A 21,691-nucleotide genomic window follows, 5' to 3' on the forward strand; every position below is an offset into this window, starting at 1 on the left:
GATTAATTGCCTCCACGGAGATAAGAAAGTTCGATAATGCTGTTATTATAATCCCTCAAAGCTTGCAGGTATTGCAAACGGATATTCAGGGCTTGGGTCGTGTTTTGGATGAATTCCACATAGCCGATCTCGCCCTTGCTGTAAGCGAAAGCAGCGATACGTATTTGCTCACCAGCCTGCTTCAGGCCTGACTCCTGGTAATAGTCTAAAGCTTGCTGGTATTTTAAATATTCCTGTAACTGCTGGCTGTATTGCTTGTTCAATTGCTGTGCAGCCAGGGTTTGATCACTTTGTATCATTTGTTGGTTAAATCTTGCAGCTTTAACCCGTGCAGACTGCGCTCCGTAGAACAGTGGCACCGATATACCCACTTCAAACCCCGCCATTCGAGTACCCAGAAAATAGGTGCGGCTAATATTAGCCGGGTTATACGCCCCGATCAATAACTGCTGCCGATAACCTAAAGAAAGATCGGGCAGGAATTTACTTTGCTCCGCTTTTACTTGTGTTTCCGCTAAGGTCACCCTATCCCTGTATAAACCAAATAAAGGGTTTTGATGGATCATTCCGGTATCTAAGGGCGAAGCTATCTGAACCTTATCTAAGGCGCTATCCGCTATTTCAACAAGTTTGCCATTGTTCACCAATTGCGCCAGTTCCGCTACTGCAATGGTAACATCCGCCAATGCCTGTTGCCGCGATAACTGAATCTCTTTAGTTGCATTTACAGCGGAAAGCTGCTCCAGGTAAGAAGTTTCACCCGTTTTATATCGGAGGGCTGCCCATTCCGAAAATTTCTGGTATAAACTATCCTGGCTTTTTAATTGGCTGGCTTTATTACGGGCAAACCGTAACTGATAATAAGCCAGTTTTACATCACGGATCAATTCGTTTTGAGTCAACGTTCTTGACCGCTCACTAACTGCTGTTTGTGCTTTCAGTACTTTGCTTTGTGCAGTGTAAGCAGTTGGGAAACTGAAACTTTGAGAAATGCCCAGACTGTTATCAATATTACCGCCCGAGGTCGGGTCCTGGGTTAAGGTAAGATTAGTTTTAGCCGGGTCGAAAGCCGTTTGCTGTAAAGCTTTGTTTTGCCCGATCTCTAAATTAGATCGTTGCAGCCTTGGGTTATTGGCTAAAGCTAAGCTGATACACTCGTCCAAAGAAAGTTCCTTTGTATTTTGAGCTTTAACAGGTGTAGCGGTGAATAATCCTGACCCGATCAATAATCCGATCAGTAAGGTTTTAACCGGGAGGGGGCTTTTTCCTTTTTGTTTTTCATCTTCTTTTTTTGTAAACAGCACATATAGTACCGGCAATACCAGTAAGGTTAACAAGGTGGCCGAGATCAATCCCCCAATGACCACAGTTGCCAAGGGCCGCTGTACTTCAGCACCGGCCGACGTTGATATGGCCATCGGCAAAAAGCCGAGGGAAGCCACTGAGGCGGTCATGATCACCGGGCGTAAGCGTACTTCGGTACCTTTTTTTACCCTTTCTATAATATTGCTGATACCTTCCGCTTTTAGCTGATTAAAATAGCCGATCAATACAATGCCATTTAAAACAGCCACCCCAAATAACGCAATAAACCCGACACCTGCGGATATGCTAAAAGGCATCCCCCTTAACCATAATGCCAATATCCCGCCCACGGCGGAAAGCGGAACCGCTGAAAAAATAAGCAATGTTTCACTAATTGAGCGAAAAGTAAAATACAACAGTATCAAAATCAATAGCAAAGCTACGGGAACTGCAACAGATAGCCTTTTTTTCGCTGCTTTCAGATTTTCGAACTGACCGCCATAGGTGGTATAATATCCTGCCGGTAATTTAACTTCCTGGCTTAATAGCTGTTGTATTTCTGTAACGGTACTTTCTACATCGCGGCCATGCACATTAAAGCCTACATAGATCCGCCTCTTTCCATCCTCCCTGCTGATCTGCGCAGGCGCTTCTTCTATTTTTACGGTAGCTACCTGGTCAAGTGGTATGCGGTTACCTGATGGGAGATTGACATACAGGTTTTCAATGTTGGATACATTTTCCCTCAATTCCCGGCTCATCCGTAAAACAATATCAAACCGTTTTTCGCCCTCGAATACAAATCCCGCAACCTGACCGGCGAAAGCAGTACTTACAGCAGTATTGATATCTTCAATATTAAGGCCATATTGTGCGATCTTCGCCCGGTCATAAGTTATCTCTACCTGTGGTAAGCCGCTTACCCGTTCTACCGTTGGTTCGCTGACACCATTAACTTTGCTGATCACTTTTGCCACTTTATTTGCCTGCTCGTTCAATACATCAATGTCTTCCCCGAAAATTTTTATGGCTACGTCCTGTCGTATGCCGGTCATGAGTTCGTTAAAGCGCATTTGCATTGGCTGGGTAACTTCTACGTTAAGCCCAGGAATGTCTTTAAGAGTCTGTTCTATTTTTTCCATCATTTCGGGTCTACTGTCCGCGCTGGTCCATTCTTCTTTTGGTTTCATGGACAGCATCATATCCCCGCGCTCAAAAGGCATGGGGTCAGTAGGGATTTCAGCACTTCCGATCCGGGTAACCACCTGTTTGATTTCCGGGAATTTATTTTTCAGCAGTTTTTCTGCCTGGCCGAAAGTTTTGACGACCTGTGTCAAAGATGTCCCTTGCATCATTGCGATTTCAACAGTCAGATCACCTTCTTCTAAGGTTGGGATAAATTCGCCACCCAGGGTACTGAATAGCCAGATCGCACCGGCCAGTAAAATGACCGATAAAATAACCGTCAGCTTTTTTGCTTTTAAAACGCCGCTAAGCACGGGAGTGTATAAACTTTGCAGTGCACTGATAAGCCGATCTGATATATTACGTTTGTGTACAGTATTCTTGCTTAAAAACAAAGCACTTGCCATAGGCACATAAGTAAGTGATAAAATAAAAGCGCCCAATATGGCAAATGCTACGGTTTCCGCCATTGGCCTGAACATCTTGCCCTCAATGCCTACTAAAGCAAACAGGGGCAGGTAAACGATCAAAATAATAATCTCTCCGAATGCAGCGCTGTCGCGAATCTTAGAAGCTGCCGTATAAACCTCCTTGTCCATTTCTTTTTGATCAAGTTTAGGCTTGCCGACAAATAATCCGTTACCGGAAATTCTGTGGAATATAGCCTCAACAATTATCACGGCACCATCTACGATCAAACCAAAGTCAATTGCACCTAAACTCATGAGATTGCCCGAAACGCCGAACAGGTTCATCATGGTAACGGCGAACAGCATTGCAAGCGGGATAACCGAAGCCACTACCAAACCTGCGCGTAGATTGCCGAGCAATAAAACCAACACAAAAACCACGATCAAACCACCTTCGATTAAATTCCTTTCTACGGTGCTGATAGCCCGGTCAACCAGTTCCGTGCGGTCTATAAAAGGTTCAATGACCACACCTTCCGGCAGTGATTTCTGAATTTGTACCATACGCTCTTTTACCCGTTTAATTACCTGGCTAAAATTTTCACCTTTAAGCATGAGTGCAACTCCTGCAACAACTTCGCCCTGCCCGTTTCGTGTGACCGCTCCGTAGCGATTAGCGCTGCCATATTGAACTTTAGCCACATCGCGTATAAGTATCGGCGTTGCACCGACATTTTTAACAACGATCTGCTCCAAGTCCGCCAAAGAACGTACCTGGCCGATACCTCTTATAAAATAGGCATTGTTTCGTTGCTCGATGTAAGACCCCCCGGTATTTTGGTTATTCTTTTTTAAAGCGGTATAGATTTCACCAACAGTGATATTTAAGCTATTCAGCTTGTCGTTGTCTAAAGAAATCTCATATTGTTTGACATAACCACCCCATCCGCTTACTTCGGCGATCCCCGGTGTGCCAGATAGCTGGCGGCGCACGATCCAGTCTTGTATGGTCCTTAAATCGGTGGGACTATATTTATTTTCATACCCGGGCTTGGTATGAATAACATACTGGTAAATCTCACCTAAACCGGTAGTAATAGGCGCTAATGTCGGTGAGCCAACATTTTCAGGTATTTGTGCTTCCGCTTCTTTAAGCTGTTCGCTGATCTGCTGCCTTGCCCAATAAATATCCGCATCATCCTGGAAAACGACCGTTATTACGGATAAGCCGGAACGGGAAATAGAGCGCTTTTCAATGACTTTTGGAATATTGGCAAGGGCAAGTTCAATAGGAGCGGTAATATATTGCTCCACTTCTTGCGTCCCTAATGTAGGTGCCTGGGTAATAACCTGCACCTGGTTGTTGGTAATATCCGGCTGCGCATCAATGGGTAATTGCGTGGCAGAATACAGCCCTGCTGCTATCAGGATAAGTATAAATGCGCCAATGATCAACTTGTGATTGATCGAAAACGATATAATTTTGTCAAACATGAATATAAGAAATAAGTTAAATACTTAATTTTAGACAATAACGTCCACAGCCGGTTATAAAAACCAGCTTAAAACAAATTAACTTATCTGCGGAGGCTGCCAAACGGACAAGTCACGCTGGACGAGAAGGCCGGGAAGATGCTCAAAATAAAGGGTTTCACCGGTTAAAGGAATATCAAAAGAAAACATCTGAATCTGGGCTGTTGTAGGCGTAGTACAGCACGAACAGGTGCAAAAAGGAGAACATGCATCGGGTATATTACGAACCGGGACTGTTTGATGAATACTGCTTACAGTTTTAGTTGCATTGTTTATAGCATCCTCCTGACATGGGATTAGACTAAGAACAATGACCATTACGCTAAATATGTAACAAAGTACCTTCACGCAACAAATATATTAGAATTATTCTAAATAATAAATTTCCAATTATTTTGTCTTTAAAGCGTATTTTTAAAATCAAAAGGAATAGTTGCGCCCCCTGTTTTCACCCAAGATCATTAAACCCTAAGAAAACAGGGGGCGTTCTTCGGGCGGGCGATAGCCCGCCGCCGGGCAATTTTGAATTTAAGGGGGATTGCTCCCCCTTGGTAAAAATTAATTGTAAATCAACGCTTCGCTTCCCTGCGTTGCAAAATCACGGCAAAGATTAAAGGCAGTTTGCGCCCTTTGTTTGGCTGTGCCGTCCATAATGGATTTAAACTTGGCTTCGTCACTTTTGAAACTGCGTACATTTTGAAAATAGCCCGTAACGCTGTTGTATGCGCCAAATACCGTTCCTGCGGTGGTTTCCATCTGCTGGGTCTGACTTCCTAAAGCATATTCATAAACGTTATCTACTATATTGGTGTAATGTGTAGATAAAAGGTCTAATTTGCCATCGGCTAAATTTTTTAAAACTTCCTTATTTGGCGCCATTGCGATCTGTATCAGTTTTTTAACCTCCGTATCTGTAATGCGCACTTTAGCCCATTGATTAAATAAGCCCTCCATTTCACCGCCTAACGATTTACTGATACCCATTAATGTGTGTGCTTGTTTCAACCGCTCGGTAGCGGATGCCGTATGACGGATTTTAATCGCCCCTGAATGATTATTCATGGCAGCGTTTAGTGTGTTGTTGCAAACTATGCGAATAGGCGTAAAAGCTGCGGTAATGCTTCCTAAACCATCGTGCGTGGTAGTTAAAAACAAATATTGCTCTATCCAGTCCTTAACGCCTACCCGAATATAATCAGGTAATTTGGCAGTTATAAAAACCCGCTCACCATTACCCAATGCCCCCGCCGTTTCGTATAAAATGCCATCGCCCCCGCCTACGATGGCATCAAAGAACGAAAAAGCATCACGGTTTTGTACGACTTCGTAATCATTGCCAACTACCCCTAAAACCTGCTCGGTATCAGCCCGAACGGTTGCAAAGAAATTTGGTACTGAAATTTCGGGGATCATAATATCGTCGCTTCCCTCTCCTAAATGGTTAGCGGTATCATAGGTAAACAAAGGGCGTTTTTCAACAATATAATCCAGTCCTGCGTGCTGTATCGCTTCGCTACTGGTTGGATAGCGGTCTATGATTTGTCCTAACCCGTGCCAGGCTTTTTCTTTCACGCTCATAAAGCTGTTTTTGCCTGTTTTCTTGTTGAAATTTATTTGATGTGCCATGACTTTAATTTTTTGTATTCAGTTCAATAATTTTTGTTTGTAACACTTCCACATTTGGGGTGCTGCTCACCGATAACTCGGTTTTTGATTGCAGTTCCTGTATAGCATCGTGTATGTTGCTATGGGTGGTTTTGATGGTAACTTTTACCAGTAAAAAAATCCTATCCTCCATTGTCTTAAAATTGGTAGGTGTTCATAAAATCGCTTAATTCTAATTGAAACCGTGCGGGGTTTTCCTGCGCTAAAGTTTCGGCGTAACCCTCCCAAAATATTTGGTTGGTTAACTCTATAAATTGCTCGTACATAGGAATTGCTTTTTTTTGTGAAACCATAAAAAATGCTCCCGACGATATGCCGGGAGCATAATTTGTTTAAGCATTGGGAAAAATAATGTTGGCTTCGATCTCGGCCAGTTTTTCATGGCAGGCATCAAAAATGAATTGGGAAACCATGCGGATAAGGTTTGGCGTGTTGGTGACAAACTCCCGGCCTTTATCGTCTTTGATAATCAGCTTGCAACCTTGATAAGGGTTGTTTTCCAGTTCGTCGTTTTCTTCAATTAATTTCACCTCAAAATCTTCCAGTAACTTGATGCGGGATAACAGGGTAATCCGTTGAATGCTTAGGCGGTGCAATCCCTCCACAGATTTTAGGGTTTGCTCTAAGTTCAAAGCGAATTTTTTAGGCTCGGCTTTCACTTCTTCCACTTTAACGGGTTCGGCTTTCACCTCTTCCGTTTTGGCGGGTTCAGCTTTCGGCTGGTCTATGCCTTGCCCTGTGGTAAAGGGCGCAACGTTACCGGGTTGGTTATCCACTGTAGCGGGGCTACCGGTCGTAACCTCGGCAGGGTTGGTTTTCTCAACTTGCGGATTTTGGGCAGGTGTTTGATCTTTAGCGGTTTCATCTTGTTTGGCTTCCTTTCCTGTTAAGCTTGGGCGGTTTTCAACTCTGTTTGCTGTTTGGTTGTTTTTTGCTGCTGCACCTTGTACACCGGTTGCATTTTTTTCTGCTGTTTTCATTTTTTAAATGATTTAAAAGGGTTAAAAAATTTGTTTTTTTGTTTCCCTCTTTTCCCGAAGACTTTCCCTAAAAAGCTATTTTTCAAAAGAAAAAACGGTAAAAAAGAAAGTCAAAAAGACGGTCGAAAAGCCTGGGCGGGAGAACTATAAGTCCCGAAGGGTGGCCGCAGCGCAGCAAGGACATTATGCGTTCGTACGACCGGGCTGACCGATCTTGACGCCGCTTTTGTCCGTTTTCTTTGGAAAATAGCACCTTAAAAGCAGCTGATATTTTAGCAGGAAATTAAGTGCAGAGTGAAGGCAAGCGAAGCTTTTCCCGGCATCGCGGGTAAACGAGTGAAGTCCTGAAAGATGCTCTTAATTGGAATTTGAAAAAGTTTAGAACAAAAGCGGATGCTTTTGCAGCGCAGCAAAAATGCAGCAGCGGAACTTACGGCAATCCGCTTTTCAGCAATCAACTGTCAGGGATTGCAACGGCATCCTTTTCAAGAAAAGATATAGTGGAAAGCCTGGCCGAAGGGACAGCAGGCTATAGATTGAAATTTAATTAATTATTATTTAAAGAGTGCTGCAATGGTCTGCATAGGCAAAAACATCTTACCGGAATCCAATTTAATAAAATCGTATTTGGTGTAAAATGCTTCAGCATCTTCATCCAGGGGATCTACAATTAACGCCATTGAACCAATGTGTTTCTCCGAGGCATCGAAAGCCACCTTTAAGGCATCCATCAATAAATATTCACCCAGGCGCTGACCTTTATAATTTTGATCTACTGCCAGACGGCCTAATAAAGTAGCAGGCAGATCATGGTAAGACGGAGGCATTTTCTTTTGAACATCTTCCGGCACGAGCTCACGGGAAACACTTGTACTTGATAAGGTATAATAACCTATGACGCGGCTATCGTCCACCATGGCAAATATTGCGCTCAAACGCCTTTTCAGATCCTGGCTGGCCTGCTTTTGGATATAATTATCCAACATGTCCTTGCCGCAGCAAAAGTCTTTCTTATTAAATCCAGATTGTAGCGGTAATATAGGATAACTCATTAAGCTTCGGCAGACTGATTATTAAACTCCTTGTACCTTTTAGCTGCATCCCGCAAACGTTGATTTGGCTGCGGCGGGTTCATGATCGCATCAAAGAAGATTTTTTTATCTCTTTCAGAAGCCAGGATAGCTTCATGCTGCTGAACGATGGTCTTTGCTTTTTCTTCCGCTGTTGACAGCATAAAATCAGTTAACGTGCGGTAGCCGCCAATTTTGGTAGCCAATTCAAAAAGTTCCTTTTGAACTTTGGTCAATTTCGTATCAAACCTTGTCTTTTCAACTTTAAGTGCTCTTTCCATAGTGGCATTTATTAATATACAAAAATACGGAAAAAATCCGTACAAATAAAACAACAAAAAACGAAAATGTGTTTGCTGCTAAAATAAAGTGGGAGAAATCAGCCGATCTTAATTCGCATAATATCCTCTATCCTCGTAGTGTAACATGGGCACAAGTTTGGTGCATTTAACTGCAATGGCTTATCATTTCCCTGCGCGCCTAACTGCACGGTATTCCGTCCATATCGGTTATTGATCGAATCCAAGGCTTTGGAAAGTTTGGCTTCTACTTCCATATCGTGCGTTTTCTCCTCGAATAATAAAGCGGTTTGCTGGTGTGTTTCGGGTATAAGATCAATGACCATTACCCCGGTTTTTTTGTATGCATAACCTTTGCGGTAAATTTTGCGCAGACCCTCCAATGCTTTGCTTACAATCACTCTGGCCGAGTTGGAATAAACATCCAGTTTGACCATTATATCATTATTATATTGCTTCTGTTCAGTGCGGAATTTATCTGTCTGCAAAAACACCACTACCGCAGTACAATTCAATTTGTCTTTACGCAGTTTATAAGCGCAGCTCGCCGCATGGTTAGACACTGCTTTTAAGATCAGGTCAAAATCGTCTATGGTTCTCGCAAAACTACGGCTGGTGCAAATATGCTTCTTGTCGGGTGGTATTTCTTCCATCGGTACGCAGGAAACGCCGCGCAATTCATACCAAAGGCGCTGCGTTTGTATCGTCATGTTTTGTTTCGTCCAGTATTCCGGCTGCATGGCTAAATCAAGCGCGGTATAAATGTTAAAGCCTGCAAGAAATTTTGCATAAGCGGGGCCAATGCCCCAAAGGTCTTCCACGGGAAAATCCCGCAAGGCGGTTTTTATCTGTTCGTCCGTTTGTAAAACAACAACCCCACTTTTATCAGGCGACTTTTTAGCCAGTTTATTAGCCACTTTAGCCAGCAATTTGGTGGGTGCCAGTCCCAGGCAAATTTCGACACCTACGCCCTTTGTAGTAGAGCGGACTATTTCCCTGCCTAATGCCGGCAACGCATCCTGATCCCATTGCTTAAAAAGCATAAATAGTTCATCAATGCTGTAGCGCTCCACTATATCACAGAATTGTGCAACATGGCTAAAGCCCCGGTTACTCATAGACTGGTAATATTCGTAGTTGGACGAATAATCTATCACACCGTCTTTCTTCATTTGCTTCACCAGTTCAAAAGCATTCTGGCTCATGCCGTAACCCATTTGCTTGGCGATCTTGCTCCGGGATATGATACACCCGTGATTGTTGGACATGGTAACATGCGGCACGAAACGTAATTTAGGGTTAAACAACTCATGTGTACCGCAATAAAAACTGGAAAAATCAGCCAGGCCGAACATATACCGATATTTAAGCAGCCATATCCCACTGTTCGCCGGCGATATATCCGTTAAAAATTCATCTAATTCATTATCGGGCTGTAGCTGCATATCAAATCGTTGAATTAATGATGTAGGTTACTTTGCCCCAAATGAAAAAATCGTCCTGGTCGGAGATCTTTACCGGCTTAAATTCTGCATTGAACGGAAATAAAAAAACGCCGTCATTGTTAATGCGTACTTGTTTTAAGGTGAATCCTTCATCCACCCAGGCAACAACCAGGTCATTGTTCTTGGCTTCTAAAGAGCGGTCGATAATAGCAAGTGACCCTGACCAGATGCCAATATCTTTCATGCTGACACCCTCTACACGACCTAAAAATGTAGTGCTTTTGTTGCGGATCAGTTCTTCGTTCAAGTCTATTTCATTCCGAAAGTAGTCTGTTGCCGGACTTGGAAATCCTCCAAAGATGCCATCTTCAAAAAAAGGGATCAGCGTTTTGCTGTCTGTATTTAATCTGTACAAGTTCACCCGCATAATTCCATAATATGACCGTAAAATTGCTAATTATTTTAGTATTTTAACAATAAAGTTTTTAACTTTGTTTTATGTGCGGCAGACAAGTGGCTTCCCAATCATGGGAATTGGAAACAGATCTAAAGGTTAAAGTATCGAATGCTCCCAAATTGGTGACCATTAAAAACGATTGTGCACCAACCGATCTTTCGGCTGTGATCATTCACCATAACCCACGGGAGATAGAATATATGCGCTGGGGTTTGATACCTGCTAATACGCATAACGTTGCAGAATTGCGCCCTTTAACTAATATTCGTTCTGAAACTATCGCTACCAGCGGTAAATTCCAAAACCTGCTGATGCGAAGCAGATGCCTGAACATTGTACCATCTTATTATGAATGGCACGATGAAGGCGATTTTAAAGTGCAGTATGAAGTTAGCCATATTAGTGAAAAGTATGTTTATTTCGCAGGGATATGGACAACGTGGATAGACCGGGAGAACGGCAATGTACCAGTACGAAGTTTTGCGATACCTACCTGCGAACCTGATGAACACTATAGAAAAATTCATGAGCGTATGCCCGTTGTTTTCAACAAACAGGAACGCCGTACATGGATGCATCCCGAAGCCAGCTTTGAGCAATTAATGAGCTTAATGCAATCGTACGATTCTGCTTTTTTAAAGTTTAGGGAAATAGGGCGGAAACGCTTGCCGAGAAAAAAAGATGGCGGTAATAAACTTTTTTAGTGAGCAGTTTAGCACTATTGAGGTTGATAAGCTAAAGACCGCCATTCATTTGGCACAAAGTCCTTGTAACTAATTTCTTCCGGAATATGCCATAGGTTCAATTCTTTGTCCAAAAATGACAATAATTTTCGTAGGCCCACTTCGTGATAAGCGAAAGTTGCATTTATGGAATTATCTTTTAGCCAGTCTTCCCAAAACCCCTGCGCCGACAATGGATGAATATAAACATCGTCGTCCCACTCGTTATTAAACCCAAGTACAAAGCCTGAAACTTCCGTTTTAAGATTATTATCTTTTGGGTCTTCTAAAATGGTCGTTAAACGAAAATAAACGGCTGGATAATGGCCACCGATACTGTGTTGAATTTCAATGTCGGTTAATTTCCTGCCATTCAATACGAAAACATTTTCAGTTAGTAAATCTATCAGTAAGATCCACTGCTCATCCTTAATATTTATTAAGGGATTATATACTCTGGTTATGGTAGACATGGCCTTAAATTATTTAAAAAGAAACAGGCCAGTAGCTGACCTGTTTCAAAATTATATTAAACGTGAACTTTACTTTTACGCGACTGCTTTTTTGCAGGAGCATCCTCCTTTTGCTGCTCGCGTTGTTTTAAGTTTCTAACCGGCTTTTGTTCGGTCTGTAGTAATTCTTCCCGTTTTATCTTCTTCATCTGATGATCGTAAAGGTCAACGGTTTTGTACTGTGGGTTAGCTGCGATGAAATATTTCTTATCACCTTCCTCACTGCCAACGGTTACTTGCTGGGCGTTACCTTTCCTTAAAGAATACATTAATTCTTCCTTCGCTTTAGGGTCTTCGAGTTCCTTAATACCTTTTCCGGCAATAACCTTGTCAATATCATATCCATAGTTTTCATGGTAATGCTTGATCTTTTTATTACCGTTTTCAGTCAGGTTCTTATCATCAAGCGTTAACCAGGATTGATATTTTTGGCCTTCCAAATTGTAAAGCTGTTTGTGTACGGCACGACCCTCCATTAAATTGAAAGCCTCTTTGGCGGTTATGCCGCTGCCTTTATTGATGAAGAAAGATTGATTAATATCCTTTGCAGGATCATCTTTGTGATTAATGGTTGCGTCGTACTTATTAAAAAAATACATATCCTTATTATCGCCTGCTTTAAAATGCAGGGTATAATCAACCGTTTTCTGGTTGAACTCATGTTGTAACCCTAACTTAAATTCAGGTGTCTTTGCGGCCATTTCCTTATCCAGTTCAGCATTTAATTTGTCGCCAAACCCAAGGTTAAGCAGGCTCTTTTTCAGAAATTCAGCATTTTGAGTATTCATAACGTAATGATTAAAAATGAAATAAATGGTTAATTAAAGTGTATTTGCAGCTATTGCATTAACCGGCTGCTGCGCTGCCGGGGTTATGGTTTTTAAATCGTCAAGATCCTTTTGTTTGATTTGCAGGTAAATGTGGCGGTTGCCATTACGCTCGTATAATTCAACGTTTAGCGCCTGGTCTTCAGAAAGGGAAAAACGGTGAAAGCCAAAAACTTTTGCGATCTCCTGTTTATGGGCAATTGAAGTTTTTTTGTGTAGTGTAGTAATCAACGGCACGATCTCCTGCTCATGAGTCGCCATCCGTGCAACCGTTTTCAAATCCCTGATATAAAAGCGGACAAAATCAATTTCATAAGGGAGATTGGATTTATTACGAATATCAAGCCTAAAGAAAATGCGGTTACCTGCAAGGGACAGTTTATCAACCCAGGCTTTTACCCCTCCGGTTTTTTCATGATCCACCACATCTTTGCGTTTACCTTCGGCTAATTGTGTTACGACTGCGCTGTAACTAAAATCAGCAGTTTTAATGACCCGAACTGTCATTGGTGATGCTCCGTCAATTTTGATACTTCTTCCGGCACGTCCGTAGGAATATTCAACCGGGATATGATAGATTTTCGCAGTGCTGACATCCTGCACGTTAATGCGGGTGGGCGCAAAATCCGCATCAATTGCTTTAATGGTAATCAGGGCATCTTCCTTTTGAGTGACATCAAAATCAGATGATGGTTTGCTGATAATCTTAACCGCCGATTTAAAAAACAAAGCGGTGGTTTTATCACGGCTTACATAAGCGGTATCTTGTGCGTAGGAAACTGTTCCCCAGGCACCAAGAATGAAAATAATGAATGATTTTTTCATGGCATTTTGATTAATTATCACGGTCGTTACTATCCTTTAAAAGGACTTCGTAACCGGCCTTTACTTTAACTTTTATCTGTTTTACCTTGTGGTTGAATAAGCCTTTGGCGGCTTCAACCCCTGCACTGGCGGCCTGTGTACCTACGGACTGATCCATTGACATGAGTTGCATAGATTGAACCGCATCGCCAACGCCATTTTTTGCAGCATCCCTTCCGATGGAACCAGGAACATATAAGCCCTCCATACCGTCAAGGTCGTAAACCGCGAGTGCGACCGGCAGGATATTATTGAGATAGCGAATGCTGGTTATTTTGACTTCTAATCGCTCGTTATTCAAAGCGCAGGTGCCGTAAACAAAGCTGCCTTTTGGTATCATTTTGCCGTTTACATAAATGCCATCCAATAACCTCAACTTGATAACCGCGCCGGTTACGAGCGTTTGATCTTCATGCACCACTGCCTGAATAGTATTACCTGCTGTTTCGGTAGCATTAGCGGAGCGACGTTTTTTTGTTTTACCGCCACCATCATAAGAAGCGTAGCTAACCTGCATTTTATCAGATGCGGAATTATCGTCGTCATCATCATTCGCTGCCATTACCGCATAAACGCGCCCGTGATTTTTCAGGGATTGAGTACGAAGCTTGCTATTAGCATTGCCAGGATTTTGTATATCGTTAATTTGTTGCAGCATTTGAGTAAGCTGTTTCATTTCAGGATCGTTGCCGCCGCCGTTACCATTCATCGCTTTCATCATTAATTCAAGCCGTTTTACATCTGCGGCAGATTGCGGCGAAGAGGCGCCGCCGCCGCCATAGCTTGGCTGTTCGGGCTGGTTGATCTGCTGATTGATAGCGGCAAGTTTGGCCTGAATTTTAGCTTCGTTCACATCTGCCACGGTAGGGCCACCTGTAAGGTTCGCGGTCGAACGCTGAGTAGCGGAATCAGTATGCCCGGCTTTAGCGGCATCCAGTCCCATTGATTTAACGAAACTTTCGCTAACCCCGCTGCTGGATGAACTTACGGAATCAGTTTTAACGGTTTGATAAACGCCCATTTTATCCTGGGCCTTTTGATCTTTAAACTGCGCCTGCGGCAGTGTTGCATTTAATCCCTGTGCGTTGGAGCCTTCAAAGGCGGATGCGGATTGTTTACCGCCGCCTAACGCCCAGAATGCCATCGTTAAAAATGGGATGATAAGCAGGGGCATAACGATTAGAAATTTGCGCTCCTTTAGAAATTCAGGAGTATGCTGCGGCAATTGGCCGCTGTTTAATGCTGCATTCATGATTTACTTTTTTTTAGTTAATGAATCTGTTAATTGACGTTTAATAAATTGGGGATTTGGAAACTCTGATGCCTGCCCAATGTGGGCAGACGTATAGTTTTGTGATAATTTTGGTATAGTGTAGAAACTGCAAAATGAGCTACTAATTAATATGATAGCCGTTAGCAAGCCGATTGCAATAGCTATCTGTTTTTTTTGACGTATAGAGTAAGCGTTAAACCACCTGTTTAGCCAAGCCGAAAAACGTATTTGGAAATTGATAATCTGTTTTGCCAGCGAAGCCGCAACCTTGTCGCTCAATTGTGCTGACGTTTTACTGTTTGATAAAATCATAGCTTTTAATGTTGAATGGTGGTATCCCTGTTCGCTAAGGTTTCCCAATGCAGGATCAAAAAACCATGCGGATTATTGTCTGACCTGGCTACATTGCGCAAATACCCCTGAGTGATCAGGCTGCGGTTCGCGGTGGAGGTTGAACGGATAAGCTTTTGTGTAGCGAAACATTTAAAATAGTAGGGATATTGGTTGATGTCCAGTTGAATACTGTCCACGGTAACCTGCTGGCTGATATTGCCGGAAATAAGATTATTGTAGTAACTCTTTTCCTTCAAATCGTTGTATTGATTTTTGGCGCTCTCATCGGCCAGGTATAACGCTTTGCCGATATTGGCATCAATTACTTTTTCGTCGGGGTCCAGGGTGAAAAAATAGTGGTGGAACATCCTTATATGATCCCTTGCCTCAACCGGAATGTTGTCTTTTCGGTCTGCAGCAAAAGCTTCCAGCGCCTTTCCATTCGCCAGGATATAAACATGATTATTTGCAATGTTTGCCGCCTGATAGCTTTTAAAAAGCGCGAAGCAGGAAATAATCGTACATGCTGCAATGAGCAGGTAGCTAAACAGCTTGATATGCTTGAAAGCTGTGTCGATATTTTTGAGTTGTGAAAACATAAATGAACTATTAAGGTGGATAATTAAGCTTTTTGAGGATTTATTTTGGAAGCCTGCTGGCTGTTTGCTCCTTGTTGTTTATCCTGAAAATAGGGTTTGGAAACTGAGCTGTCTGCCATGCTTGCGCTGGTATTTGAACGTTGATTACCAAAAGCATCTGATGACATGCTGCTGCCCGAAGCTGCCCCAACTACTGATTGGCTGGTGCTGCTGACAATACTATTCACCTTTTGAAGTAAACCATTGCCGCCGCCTGCATTTACAATATAGTTGGCTACGCTTGGTACGGTGAAATAACCGATGATGCCTATAATTAAAAATATGAGGTACGCGGTGTCGGTCGAACTAAAGAAAGTATCACCTGCATTTTGAACCTGGCTAATATCCAGTTTCAGCATATTTTCCTGTACCTTACCGATAATGGCACCGAAGATATTTGCCACCGGCAACCATAGAAACACATTGATGTATTTGGCCAGCCAAACCGTTAAGGTGTGCTGAAACCCATCGAAAACAGCTAACCCAAATACGATAGGCCCCAATATGGCAAGGATTATGAGGTAGAATGTTCGGATTGTATTGATACATAATGCCGCAGCTTCATATAGCACCTGCAACACTTCGGACATCCATTGCTTAACCGAATTGCGGAAATTATAAGAAGCCTTAGACATAGCAAACTTCATATCGTTACCTACGCTGGCAAGCATTCCTTCATTTGCACCTGTGGGATCGTCGGGATGAGTGTATTTATACCATTTATCCCGGTCGCCATCGCCGTCGGAGCCAACATACATTTGCCATGTATCCGTTTTTTCTACCGCCGCTTCTTTTGCTTTTAACAAGGTTGCAATAGCGGCATCCGAATTTTGCACCATTCCACCCGTAGCACTCACTGTAGGTGACATAATTCCGTTGATAATCGCTATAACTGTAGGGAATAAAAGAATTGCTAAACCCAATGCAAATGGGCGCATCAGGGGATAAAAATCTATCGGCTCTGCGCTGGCTATTTGTCGCCAAACACGGCTTCCTATATAAAAAAGTGCACCAAATCCAGCTATCGCCCGACCTACACCGATCAACTGGCTGCACATTGGTAGCATATCATTATATACCCCATTTAATGTGCCCTGCAAACCCTGAATATCAGTTGCAAGTCCGTCCGCTTTGGAAAATAAAGGAAAAGCTATCCCCGTTACCGCAAGAATTGCGGTTAAATAAATCTTCTTTTTCATAAAATTGGGATTAGTTGTTTATGCCATAGAGCTGTTTAATCGTTCGGGTGTCGCCCACATCCTTGCTGCGCTGAATATTCAGTAAAACCCCTTGCCGGTTAAAATGCCGGAGAAATTGCAGCTTATCAGAACTACTGGCGTAGATCCGGTCAATGGCCCTCATTCGTTCATCGTCAGACATCCGCAGTTTCCCTGCCGTGAGTACATTAGTTAAATCGTCCAGATTTTGAAGGCTTTGGTTGACAAGCTGCGTATATACGCTACTCATGTAATTCAATTCACTTACACTGAATGAGCCGCTTTGCTGAAATTGCTTGTAGGCGCTTTTATACTCACTTATCAAGCTAACTTGTTGCGTGATGATTTCGGCTACTCTGCCATAATTTTTTACAGTTGGATTTATTGACAGCAAACCGTTAAGGTAAACACTATGCAGATCGAAATTGCCTTTGGACAATTGAGATATACTGCCGTAACCCTGCTGATAAATTTGATAGCCTGTTTTCATATCACTCAAAATGCCTTTCAGTTGGGTAAGTTTTTCAATATCCAAAATGAGCTGCTGCATTTCCTGAACCTGCGCGTAGGCAACCTTTCTCGAAACGAGGCAAAAGGAAAATACCATAATCACTGCGATATGCTTGAAATGTTTTTTCATAATTTATTTTTTATTGAATCCCGTAAATTTTCTTTTCGGAAATTACATTGTTGTTTTCCTGTGAGCGTTGCACGGCATATACTTTAACCTGGTCTGCAAATGCCGAAGCAAAGCGGTAATTATTTTGCATTGAAGAATGGATAACCCCGATATGTTTAAGCCGTTCTTCATCACTCATCTTTAGTTTGCTGTCCGTTACTACATTTTGTAATTCGGTGATTTGCTGATCACAGTCTTTGAATAAAGCAGCTTTGACCTGTATGATATATTTCCTTTCGCTGTCATTAAGATTGGCGGTTTTGTCCAGCATATTCATACGTGCAAGAATATCTTTCTGCCATTGCAGTATATCGCTGACCTGTTTGTTATTCTTCACTACCGGGCTAACATTATTCAGGTTGCTATAGAAGGTTGTATGTAAACCGTTTTCCGATTTAAGGGAGCCGGTTATTGAACCCAGCCCGTTGTGAGCAATATTATTACCTGCTTTATAATAAGCTGCATAAACCTGCAAGGCCGCAATTTGCTGTAAAAGGTATTTCTTTTGGGTGCTTTTTTGTTGGAACCATTCGGCAAAAGTTTGCGCTCTTGCTGTAGTGGCGAATGCAGATGCCGCAACTGTCATTACTGTAAAAGCCAGTAACTTCTTACTTTTACGCCGGATCTCGTCTGCCCGCATTTTTATTTGATTAATTGATTCCATAAAGCTTTTTAATTGACTGTGTATCGCTTAAATCTTTACTGCGTTGCAGGCTTAATTGAATACCCTGATTATTGAATTGATGTAAGTCGTTATAATTTTCATCCAAATGATCGCTGGCCTTATTAATTAATTCCAGGCGTTGTTCATCAGTCATTTGCGTTTTAGCAGGGCTAACAACAAGCATGATCTCATCTAAATTCTTGACGCTTGCATCCAATATTCCTGAATAAACCTGTTGCATATAGCTTAACTCCTTCGGGTTAAAATGACTATCCTGCCGAAATAAACTCCAGGCTCGTTTATATTCACTTACTAAAGCCGCCTGTTTTAAGGTAATATCCTTTATGCGCTGATATTTTGATATGGTGGCTTTGATGTTTCCTAACTCCGTATAGTAATTGCTATACAACTGCTTCTGTTGTTCTGTCCAGCCTGAAATTTCAGTTAACCTGGTTTTCGACATTTGATTTTCAATGACCTTCTGCGCGTTTTGCAACCAAATCGTTTTGTTCTGCATACGCTGTACTTTAAGGTCTATAGCCTTAATTACTTTGGTAACTGTAAGCTTTATTACTTCGCCAATCACAAATTGTGCATTAGCCTTTTGCATGGGTATTATCAAAGCAATAAATACCACTAAAGACGCTATTTTTATAGGTAAATTTTTCATAAAGGCCTCCCATATCCCTGTTTATGTACAGGAATTACTTAATGATATGTAGGAAATGTTATTTGATTTTTTGGTACTGCGTATTTTTCAACATTACGGAGTTTCCGTCTTTACTTGGGGTTATTTGACGGCCATATTCCGTTTCTGCCAACACTTGTTTGTCTTCGCTCCATGTTGATTGCCATTTTTCGATTTTATACTCTTTGGCTTGGGTTATACCGTTTCGTATTTTTTGAAAACCTGTCTTTCGCTCGATTTGGTAACTATTGGTCGATTGAGTTAATGGCGTTATTATCAATGTATCAGAAGCCGTGCTATACTCACTTTTTGATTGATTAGTGAAAGTACCTGATAGCGATTTGTTTTGAGAATTATTTGTGCATCCTATAAAGGCGACAATTGTAAGGATTATAATAAACGATAATGCTTTCATAATTATGGTTTTTAAGTTTATGCTGCTTTTTCCAATTCTTCTCTGACAATAGCGGCTATGCCTAATTGCATGCTCCCATACATTTTAGCGTAGGCGTGGACTTTGGCTTTCTCCGCTGATTCTGTGGTATAAGTCCAGTATTCCTCGCGGCTAACTTCGGTGCGGTAAACCTTAGATAGCTGTCCGTTAAGACTAATAAACACTTCTTTGTATTTTAAATTTTCATCGTTATTCCGGTTCATGCTCATAATCAGGGCAGTTTCTTTATCGGTTATTCCTAACAATTGCTGAATTTTAGGGAAGTCGTTCTGATACTTACGCTGGTCAAGTAATATTTTGCAATCACTATTATTAATGATGGCCTGCTTAACCACTGGTGAACTGATTATATCTTCTATATCCTGGGTAACCACTAAAGCTTCACCAAAATATTTACGCACAGTTTTAAAGAGGTATTTAATATACTCTGCCATTCCTTCCCGCGCAATCGCTTTCCAGGCTTCTTCAATTAGGATCATTTTGCGGGTGTCCTTACTTAGCTTGCGCATTTTGGAAACAAATGTTTCCATGATGATTAAAGTAACCACCGGAAATAAGATGGGATGATCTTTTATATTATCTAATTCAAAGACAATAAAGCGCTTTTGCAATAAGTCGAGATTTTCTTTTGCATTCAGCAGATAGGAATATTCACCGCCTTTGTAGTATGGTTTCAATACAAACAGCATGTTATCTATATCAAAACGAATATCCTTCACTTTTGATTGCTTCATTGTTTCATAAAATTCATTGGAGAGAAATTCATAAAAGCTATCGAAGCAAGGAAATATTTCGGTTTCAACCTTTAATTTTTCGTAGTAATGATACAAAGCGTCCGAAATGGCGACGTATTCAGATCGTTGCACACCCTCATCTTCTTTTTTCCACAAGGCGAGTATCATGGCCTTGATACTTTCTCTTTTTTCGGTGTCCAGATTATCTCCTTCAGGAACATAAAAAGGATTAAAGCTGATCGGTTTGTCCTCTGTATAAGTAAAATAGTAACCGCCTACAAATTCACATAAGCCCTCGTAACTATGTCCCACATCAACGATAACCACATGGGAACCTTGTTCAAAGTAACTGCGGAGCATGTGATTGGTGAAGAATGATTTACCACTGCCTGATGGACCTAATATAAATTTGTTTCTGTTGGTGGTAATCCCCTTTTTCATCGGGTCGTCGCTGATATCAACGTGTACCGGCTTTCCGGATAAACGGTCGCCCAGGCGAATGCCACACGGACTAATGCTTGATTGATAATTTGTTTCCAGATTCAAAAAGCAGGTTGCCTGCTCGACGAATGTATCAAACGTATCATTCATCGGAAAGCTGGCTTCATTGCCGGGCAGTCCTGACCACCATATTTGCGCTGCGCCGTCGGTTTCCTGTTTGGGCTGTGCATCCATCTGTGCTAATGATGAGCTGACTTTATTTTTCAGATCCTTTAAATTGGCAGCATCATCCGTCCAGGCCAAAATATTGAAATGCGCTTTCACAGGTAACCGTTGCTGGCTTATCGCTTCGTTAAGAAAATCGTGCGTGGCATCACGCCCAATAGCATTTTCGCGGGAATAGGCTGAAAGTGATTGAAGTCTTAATTTTTTCGCTTCCAGTTTTTTAATGGTTTGTTTGCTGTCCCCGATAAAAATGTATTGATTATACAGGTGGTTACATTTCAGCAATGTTCCTATTGGTGTGGCAAAGCCTGTACTGAATTTCGTTTTATCTGTACTATATTTATCGTAAGTGATCCGTGGCCCGCAAAGCGCTGGCAGGTCTTCCACATCGCTAAGCGTATAAAGCTGACAATGACTGTCGCCAATTCTAATCTCGTCCTCGATATGAATATCTTTTAAAACGGGTGCCTCGTCTTTATTCAAAAGGAAACAGTATTGTTCTAAAACACCCGGATTTTGAAGGGTGCCAGTTAATTCATCGTCGGTTAATCTCTTCAAAGAAATTAAGCCGCTGTCCTCTAATACCCTAACGAATTGCCCTGCGCTATCCATGAAATCACGGAATAACTCATCGCAGGTAGTTTGCACTGGTACTATACGTTTACGCATCAATACACTGGTCGCACTTGAATACTGCTTGAATTTATCCGGCTTCTTAGTTAAATAAATATGGCAATGATGATGAAGGTAAGCCCGTTCGTTAAAGTAACGTTCACTGGAATGTGACAGGAACGTTTTAACGTTCCCACCGTTATTCTTAGCAAATACTGCTTCGTACTGCTCATTGATAAACCAGTCCTGTTTATGAAAAACGCTGTTTTTAGGCAAAAGTCTTAAAGCTTTAATCAAAACCTCGTGAAATGCCAGGTACTCATCGTTGGATAAGGTGAATATTTCAGGCAGGTTTACTTTGAAACCAATGGTCAAATCACCTTGCACCGAGATCATACATTGATGTTCTACCTTATACACAGGAAAAACCTGTTCTGCTTTGCTATGTGTTGCCATTGT

The 21,691-nt window shown here is 41.9% G+C and carries 24 protein-coding genes; 2 read left to right on the forward strand and 22 right to left on the reverse strand.

Going from position 1 to position 21,691, the window contains the following annotated elements; translation table 11 throughout:
* Positions 1 to 2: 2 nt before the first annotated feature.
* The 6 genes from ACY652_RS17380 to ACY652_RS17405 all read right to left on the reverse strand — a co-directional run bounded on the left by ACY652_RS17380 (position 3) and on the right by ACY652_RS17405 (position 7,078).
* Positions 3 to 4,394, reverse strand: a complete 4,392-nt coding sequence (locus ACY652_RS17380) for a CusA/CzcA family heavy metal efflux RND transporter (protein ID WP_462265654.1) — start codon at positions 4,392 to 4,394, stop codon at positions 3 to 5.
* Positions 4,395 to 4,472: 78 nt separating this feature from the next.
* Positions 4,473 to 4,781, reverse strand: a complete 309-nt coding sequence (locus ACY652_RS17385) for a DUF6660 family protein (protein WP_462265655.1) — start codon at positions 4,779 to 4,781, stop codon at positions 4,473 to 4,475.
* Positions 4,782 to 4,991: 210 nt separating this feature from the next.
* The gene (locus ACY652_RS17390) at positions 4,992 to 6,059 is read right to left on the reverse strand and encodes a DUF932 domain-containing protein (RefSeq protein WP_462265656.1); all 1,068 of its coding nucleotides are present in this window, start codon (positions 6,057 to 6,059) and stop codon (positions 4,992 to 4,994) included.
* Positions 6,060 to 6,063: 4 nt separating this feature from the next.
* Positions 6,064 to 6,231, reverse strand: coding sequence for a hypothetical protein (locus ACY652_RS17395; RefSeq protein WP_374949739.1), 168 nt, complete (start codon positions 6,229 to 6,231; stop codon positions 6,064 to 6,066).
* Between the two features lie 4 nt (positions 6,232 to 6,235).
* Entirely contained in the window at positions 6,236 to 6,364 is a 129-nt protein-coding gene (locus tag ACY652_RS17400; RefSeq protein WP_374949738.1) for a hypothetical protein, read from the reverse strand.
* Positions 6,365 to 6,430: 66 nt separating this feature from the next.
* Positions 6,431 to 7,078, reverse strand: coding sequence for a hypothetical protein (locus ACY652_RS17405; protein WP_462265657.1), 648 nt, complete (start codon positions 7,076 to 7,078; stop codon positions 6,431 to 6,433).
* 368 nt (positions 7,079 to 7,446) lie between these two features.
* On the opposite strand from ACY652_RS17405, the gene ACY652_RS17410 reads away from it, so the two are divergent.
* Positions 7,447 to 7,629: a hypothetical protein gene (locus ACY652_RS17410; protein ID WP_462265658.1), complete on the forward strand. Its 183-nt coding sequence runs from the start codon at positions 7,447 to 7,449 to the stop codon at positions 7,627 to 7,629.
* Between the two features lie 3 nt (positions 7,630 to 7,632).
* Here ACY652_RS17410 and ACY652_RS17415 read toward each other — a convergent pair whose 3' ends face one another.
* The 4 genes from ACY652_RS17415 to ACY652_RS17430 form a co-directional block, all read right to left on the reverse strand.
* Positions 7,633 to 8,130 carry a GNAT family N-acetyltransferase gene (locus ACY652_RS17415; protein ID WP_462265659.1) on the reverse strand — a complete coding sequence of 166 codons (498 nt, stop codon included), beginning with the start codon at positions 8,128 to 8,130 and terminating at the stop codon, positions 7,633 to 7,635.
* Positions 8,130 to 8,429 carry a type II toxin-antitoxin system TacA family antitoxin gene (locus tag ACY652_RS17420; RefSeq protein ID WP_461451656.1) on the reverse strand — a complete coding sequence of 100 codons (300 nt, stop codon included), beginning with the start codon at positions 8,427 to 8,429 and terminating at the stop codon, positions 8,130 to 8,132. The genes ACY652_RS17415 and ACY652_RS17420 overlap by 1 nt, the downstream gene beginning before the upstream one ends.
* A 98-nt stretch (positions 8,430 to 8,527) precedes the next feature.
* Complete coding sequence (locus ACY652_RS17425) at positions 8,528 to 9,892, reverse strand: Y-family DNA polymerase (RefSeq protein WP_462265660.1); 1,365 nt, start codon at positions 9,890 to 9,892, stop codon at positions 8,528 to 8,530.
* Between the two features lies 1 nt (position 9,893).
* Entirely contained in the window at positions 9,894 to 10,307 is a 414-nt protein-coding gene (locus ACY652_RS17430) for a LexA family protein (protein ID WP_462265661.1), read from the reverse strand.
* 83 nt (positions 10,308 to 10,390) lie between these two features.
* Between ACY652_RS17430 and ACY652_RS17435 the strand changes: the two genes are divergently transcribed.
* Complete coding sequence (locus ACY652_RS17435; RefSeq protein ID WP_462265662.1) at positions 10,391 to 11,053, forward strand: SOS response-associated peptidase; 663 nt, start codon at positions 10,391 to 10,393, stop codon at positions 11,051 to 11,053.
* Between the two features lie 14 nt (positions 11,054 to 11,067).
* Here ACY652_RS17435 and ACY652_RS17440 read toward each other — a convergent pair whose 3' ends face one another.
* From ACY652_RS17440 to ACY652_RS17495, 12 genes are read right to left on the reverse strand one after another with little or no spacing between them, the layout of a single operon-like run.
* Positions 11,068 to 11,544: a hypothetical protein gene (locus ACY652_RS17440; RefSeq protein ID WP_462265663.1), complete on the reverse strand. Its 477-nt coding sequence runs from the start codon at positions 11,542 to 11,544 to the stop codon at positions 11,068 to 11,070.
* A gap of 56 nt (positions 11,545 to 11,600) precedes the next feature.
* On the reverse strand, positions 11,601 to 12,371 hold the full coding sequence (locus ACY652_RS17445; protein ID WP_462265664.1) for a hypothetical protein: 771 nt from the start codon (positions 12,369 to 12,371) through the stop codon (positions 11,601 to 11,603).
* Between the two features lie 33 nt (positions 12,372 to 12,404).
* Positions 12,405 to 13,235 (reverse strand): DUF4138 domain-containing protein, encoded by an 831-nt coding sequence (locus tag ACY652_RS17450; RefSeq protein ID WP_462265665.1) that lies wholly within the window; start codon positions 13,233 to 13,235, stop codon positions 12,405 to 12,407.
* A 10-nt stretch (positions 13,236 to 13,245) separates the two neighbouring features.
* Positions 13,246 to 14,526, reverse strand: coding sequence for a conjugative transposon protein TraM (traM, locus tag ACY652_RS17455; RefSeq protein ID WP_462265666.1), 1,281 nt, complete (start codon positions 14,524 to 14,526; stop codon positions 13,246 to 13,248).
* Between the two features lie 3 nt (positions 14,527 to 14,529).
* The gene (locus tag ACY652_RS17460; protein WP_462265667.1) at positions 14,530 to 14,859 is read right to left on the reverse strand and encodes a hypothetical protein; all 330 of its coding nucleotides are present in this window, start codon (positions 14,857 to 14,859) and stop codon (positions 14,530 to 14,532) included.
* 5 nt (positions 14,860 to 14,864) lie between these two features.
* Positions 14,865 to 15,479 (reverse strand): conjugative transposon protein TraK, encoded by a 615-nt coding sequence (gene traK / locus ACY652_RS17465; RefSeq protein ID WP_462265668.1) that lies wholly within the window; start codon positions 15,477 to 15,479, stop codon positions 14,865 to 14,867.
* A gap of 23 nt (positions 15,480 to 15,502) precedes the next feature.
* Positions 15,503 to 16,717, reverse strand: coding sequence for a conjugative transposon protein TraJ (gene traJ / locus ACY652_RS17470; RefSeq protein ID WP_462265669.1), 1,215 nt, complete (start codon positions 16,715 to 16,717; stop codon positions 15,503 to 15,505).
* A gap of 10 nt (positions 16,718 to 16,727) precedes the next feature.
* The gene (locus tag ACY652_RS17475) at positions 16,728 to 17,375 is read right to left on the reverse strand and encodes a TerB family tellurite resistance protein (protein WP_462265670.1); all 648 of its coding nucleotides are present in this window, start codon (positions 17,373 to 17,375) and stop codon (positions 16,728 to 16,730) included.
* A gap of 10 nt (positions 17,376 to 17,385) precedes the next feature.
* On the reverse strand, positions 17,386 to 18,078 hold the full coding sequence (locus tag ACY652_RS17480; RefSeq protein ID WP_462265671.1) for a hypothetical protein: 693 nt from the start codon (positions 18,076 to 18,078) through the stop codon (positions 17,386 to 17,388).
* Positions 18,065 to 18,748, reverse strand: a complete 684-nt coding sequence (locus ACY652_RS17485; RefSeq protein WP_462265672.1) for a conjugal transfer protein TraI — start codon at positions 18,746 to 18,748, stop codon at positions 18,065 to 18,067. Before ACY652_RS17485 ends, ACY652_RS17480 begins: the two co-directional genes overlap by 14 nt.
* A 58-nt stretch (positions 18,749 to 18,806) precedes the next feature.
* Positions 18,807 to 19,181, reverse strand: a complete 375-nt coding sequence (locus tag ACY652_RS17490; RefSeq protein ID WP_462265673.1) for a hypothetical protein — start codon at positions 19,179 to 19,181, stop codon at positions 18,807 to 18,809.
* 17 nt (positions 19,182 to 19,198) lie between these two features.
* Positions 19,199 to 21,688: a TraG family conjugative transposon ATPase gene (locus ACY652_RS17495; RefSeq protein WP_462265674.1), complete on the reverse strand. Its 2,490-nt coding sequence runs from the start codon at positions 21,686 to 21,688 to the stop codon at positions 19,199 to 19,201.
* Positions 21,689 to 21,691: the final 3 nt, after the last annotated feature.

This window comes from Mucilaginibacter sp., from assembly GCF_965200995.1.
GTDB lineage: Bacteria > Bacteroidota > Bacteroidia > Sphingobacteriales > Sphingobacteriaceae > Mucilaginibacter.

Bases quoted from the DNA above. Each gene is read 5' to 3' on its own strand.
- ACY652_RS17435 (WP_462265662.1), top strand. From the start codon at position 10,391: ATGTGCGGCAGACAAGTGGCTTCCCAATCATGGGAATTGGAAACAGAT.
- ACY652_RS17460 (WP_462265667.1), bottom strand. From the start codon at position 14,859: ATGATTTTATCAAACAGTAAAACGTCAGCACAATTGAGCGACAAGGTT.
- traJ (WP_462265669.1), bottom strand. From the start codon at position 16,717: ATGAAAAAGAAGATTTATTTAACCGCAATTCTTGCGGTAACGGGGATA.
- traK (WP_462265668.1), bottom strand. From the start codon at position 15,479: ATGTTTTCACAACTCAAAAATATCGACACAGCTTTCAAGCATATCAAG.
- ACY652_RS17425 (WP_462265660.1), bottom strand. From the start codon at position 9,892: ATGCAGCTACAGCCCGATAATGAATTAGATGAATTTTTAACGGATATA.
- ACY652_RS17450 (WP_462265665.1), bottom strand. From the start codon at position 13,235: ATGAAAAAATCATTCATTATTTTCATTCTTGGTGCCTGGGGAACAGTT.
- ACY652_RS17440 (WP_462265663.1), bottom strand. From the start codon at position 11,544: ATGTCTACCATAACCAGAGTATATAATCCCTTAATAAATATTAAGGAT.
- ACY652_RS17485 (WP_462265672.1), bottom strand. From the start codon at position 18,748: ATGAAAAATTTACCTATAAAAATAGCGTCTTTAGTGGTATTTATTGCT.
- ACY652_RS17390 (WP_462265656.1), bottom strand. From the start codon at position 6,059: ATGGCACATCAAATAAATTTCAACAAGAAAACAGGCAAAAACAGCTTT.
- ACY652_RS17445 (WP_462265664.1), bottom strand. From the start codon at position 12,371: ATGAATACTCAAAATGCTGAATTTCTGAAAAAGAGCCTGCTTAACCTT.
- ACY652_RS17495 (WP_462265674.1), bottom strand. From the start codon at position 21,688: ATGGCAACACATAGCAAAGCAGAACAGGTTTTTCCTGTGTATAAGGTA.
- ACY652_RS17380 (WP_462265654.1), bottom strand. From the start codon at position 4,394: ATGTTTGACAAAATTATATCGTTTTCGATCAATCACAAGTTGATCATT.
- ACY652_RS17405 (WP_462265657.1), bottom strand. From the start codon at position 7,078: ATGAAAACAGCAGAAAAAAATGCAACCGGTGTACAAGGTGCAGCAGCA.
- traM (WP_462265666.1), bottom strand. From the start codon at position 14,526: ATGAATGCAGCATTAAACAGCGGCCAATTGCCGCAGCATACTCCTGAA.
- ACY652_RS17475 (WP_462265670.1), bottom strand. From the start codon at position 17,375: ATGAAAAAACATTTCAAGCATATCGCAGTGATTATGGTATTTTCCTTT.
- ACY652_RS17400 (WP_374949738.1), bottom strand. From the start codon at position 6,364: ATGTACGAGCAATTTATAGAGTTAACCAACCAAATATTTTGGGAGGGT.
- ACY652_RS17420 (WP_461451656.1), bottom strand. From the start codon at position 8,429: ATGGAAAGAGCACTTAAAGTTGAAAAGACAAGGTTTGATACGAAATTG.
- ACY652_RS17395 (WP_374949739.1), bottom strand. From the start codon at position 6,231: ATGGAGGATAGGATTTTTTTACTGGTAAAAGTTACCATCAAAACCACC.
- ACY652_RS17480 (WP_462265671.1), bottom strand. From the start codon at position 18,078: ATGGAATCAATTAATCAAATAAAAATGCGGGCAGACGAGATCCGGCGT.
- ACY652_RS17490 (WP_462265673.1), bottom strand. From the start codon at position 19,181: ATGAAAGCATTATCGTTTATTATAATCCTTACAATTGTCGCCTTTATA.
- ACY652_RS17415 (WP_462265659.1), bottom strand. From the start codon at position 8,130: ATGAGTTATCCTATATTACCGCTACAATCTGGATTTAATAAGAAAGAC.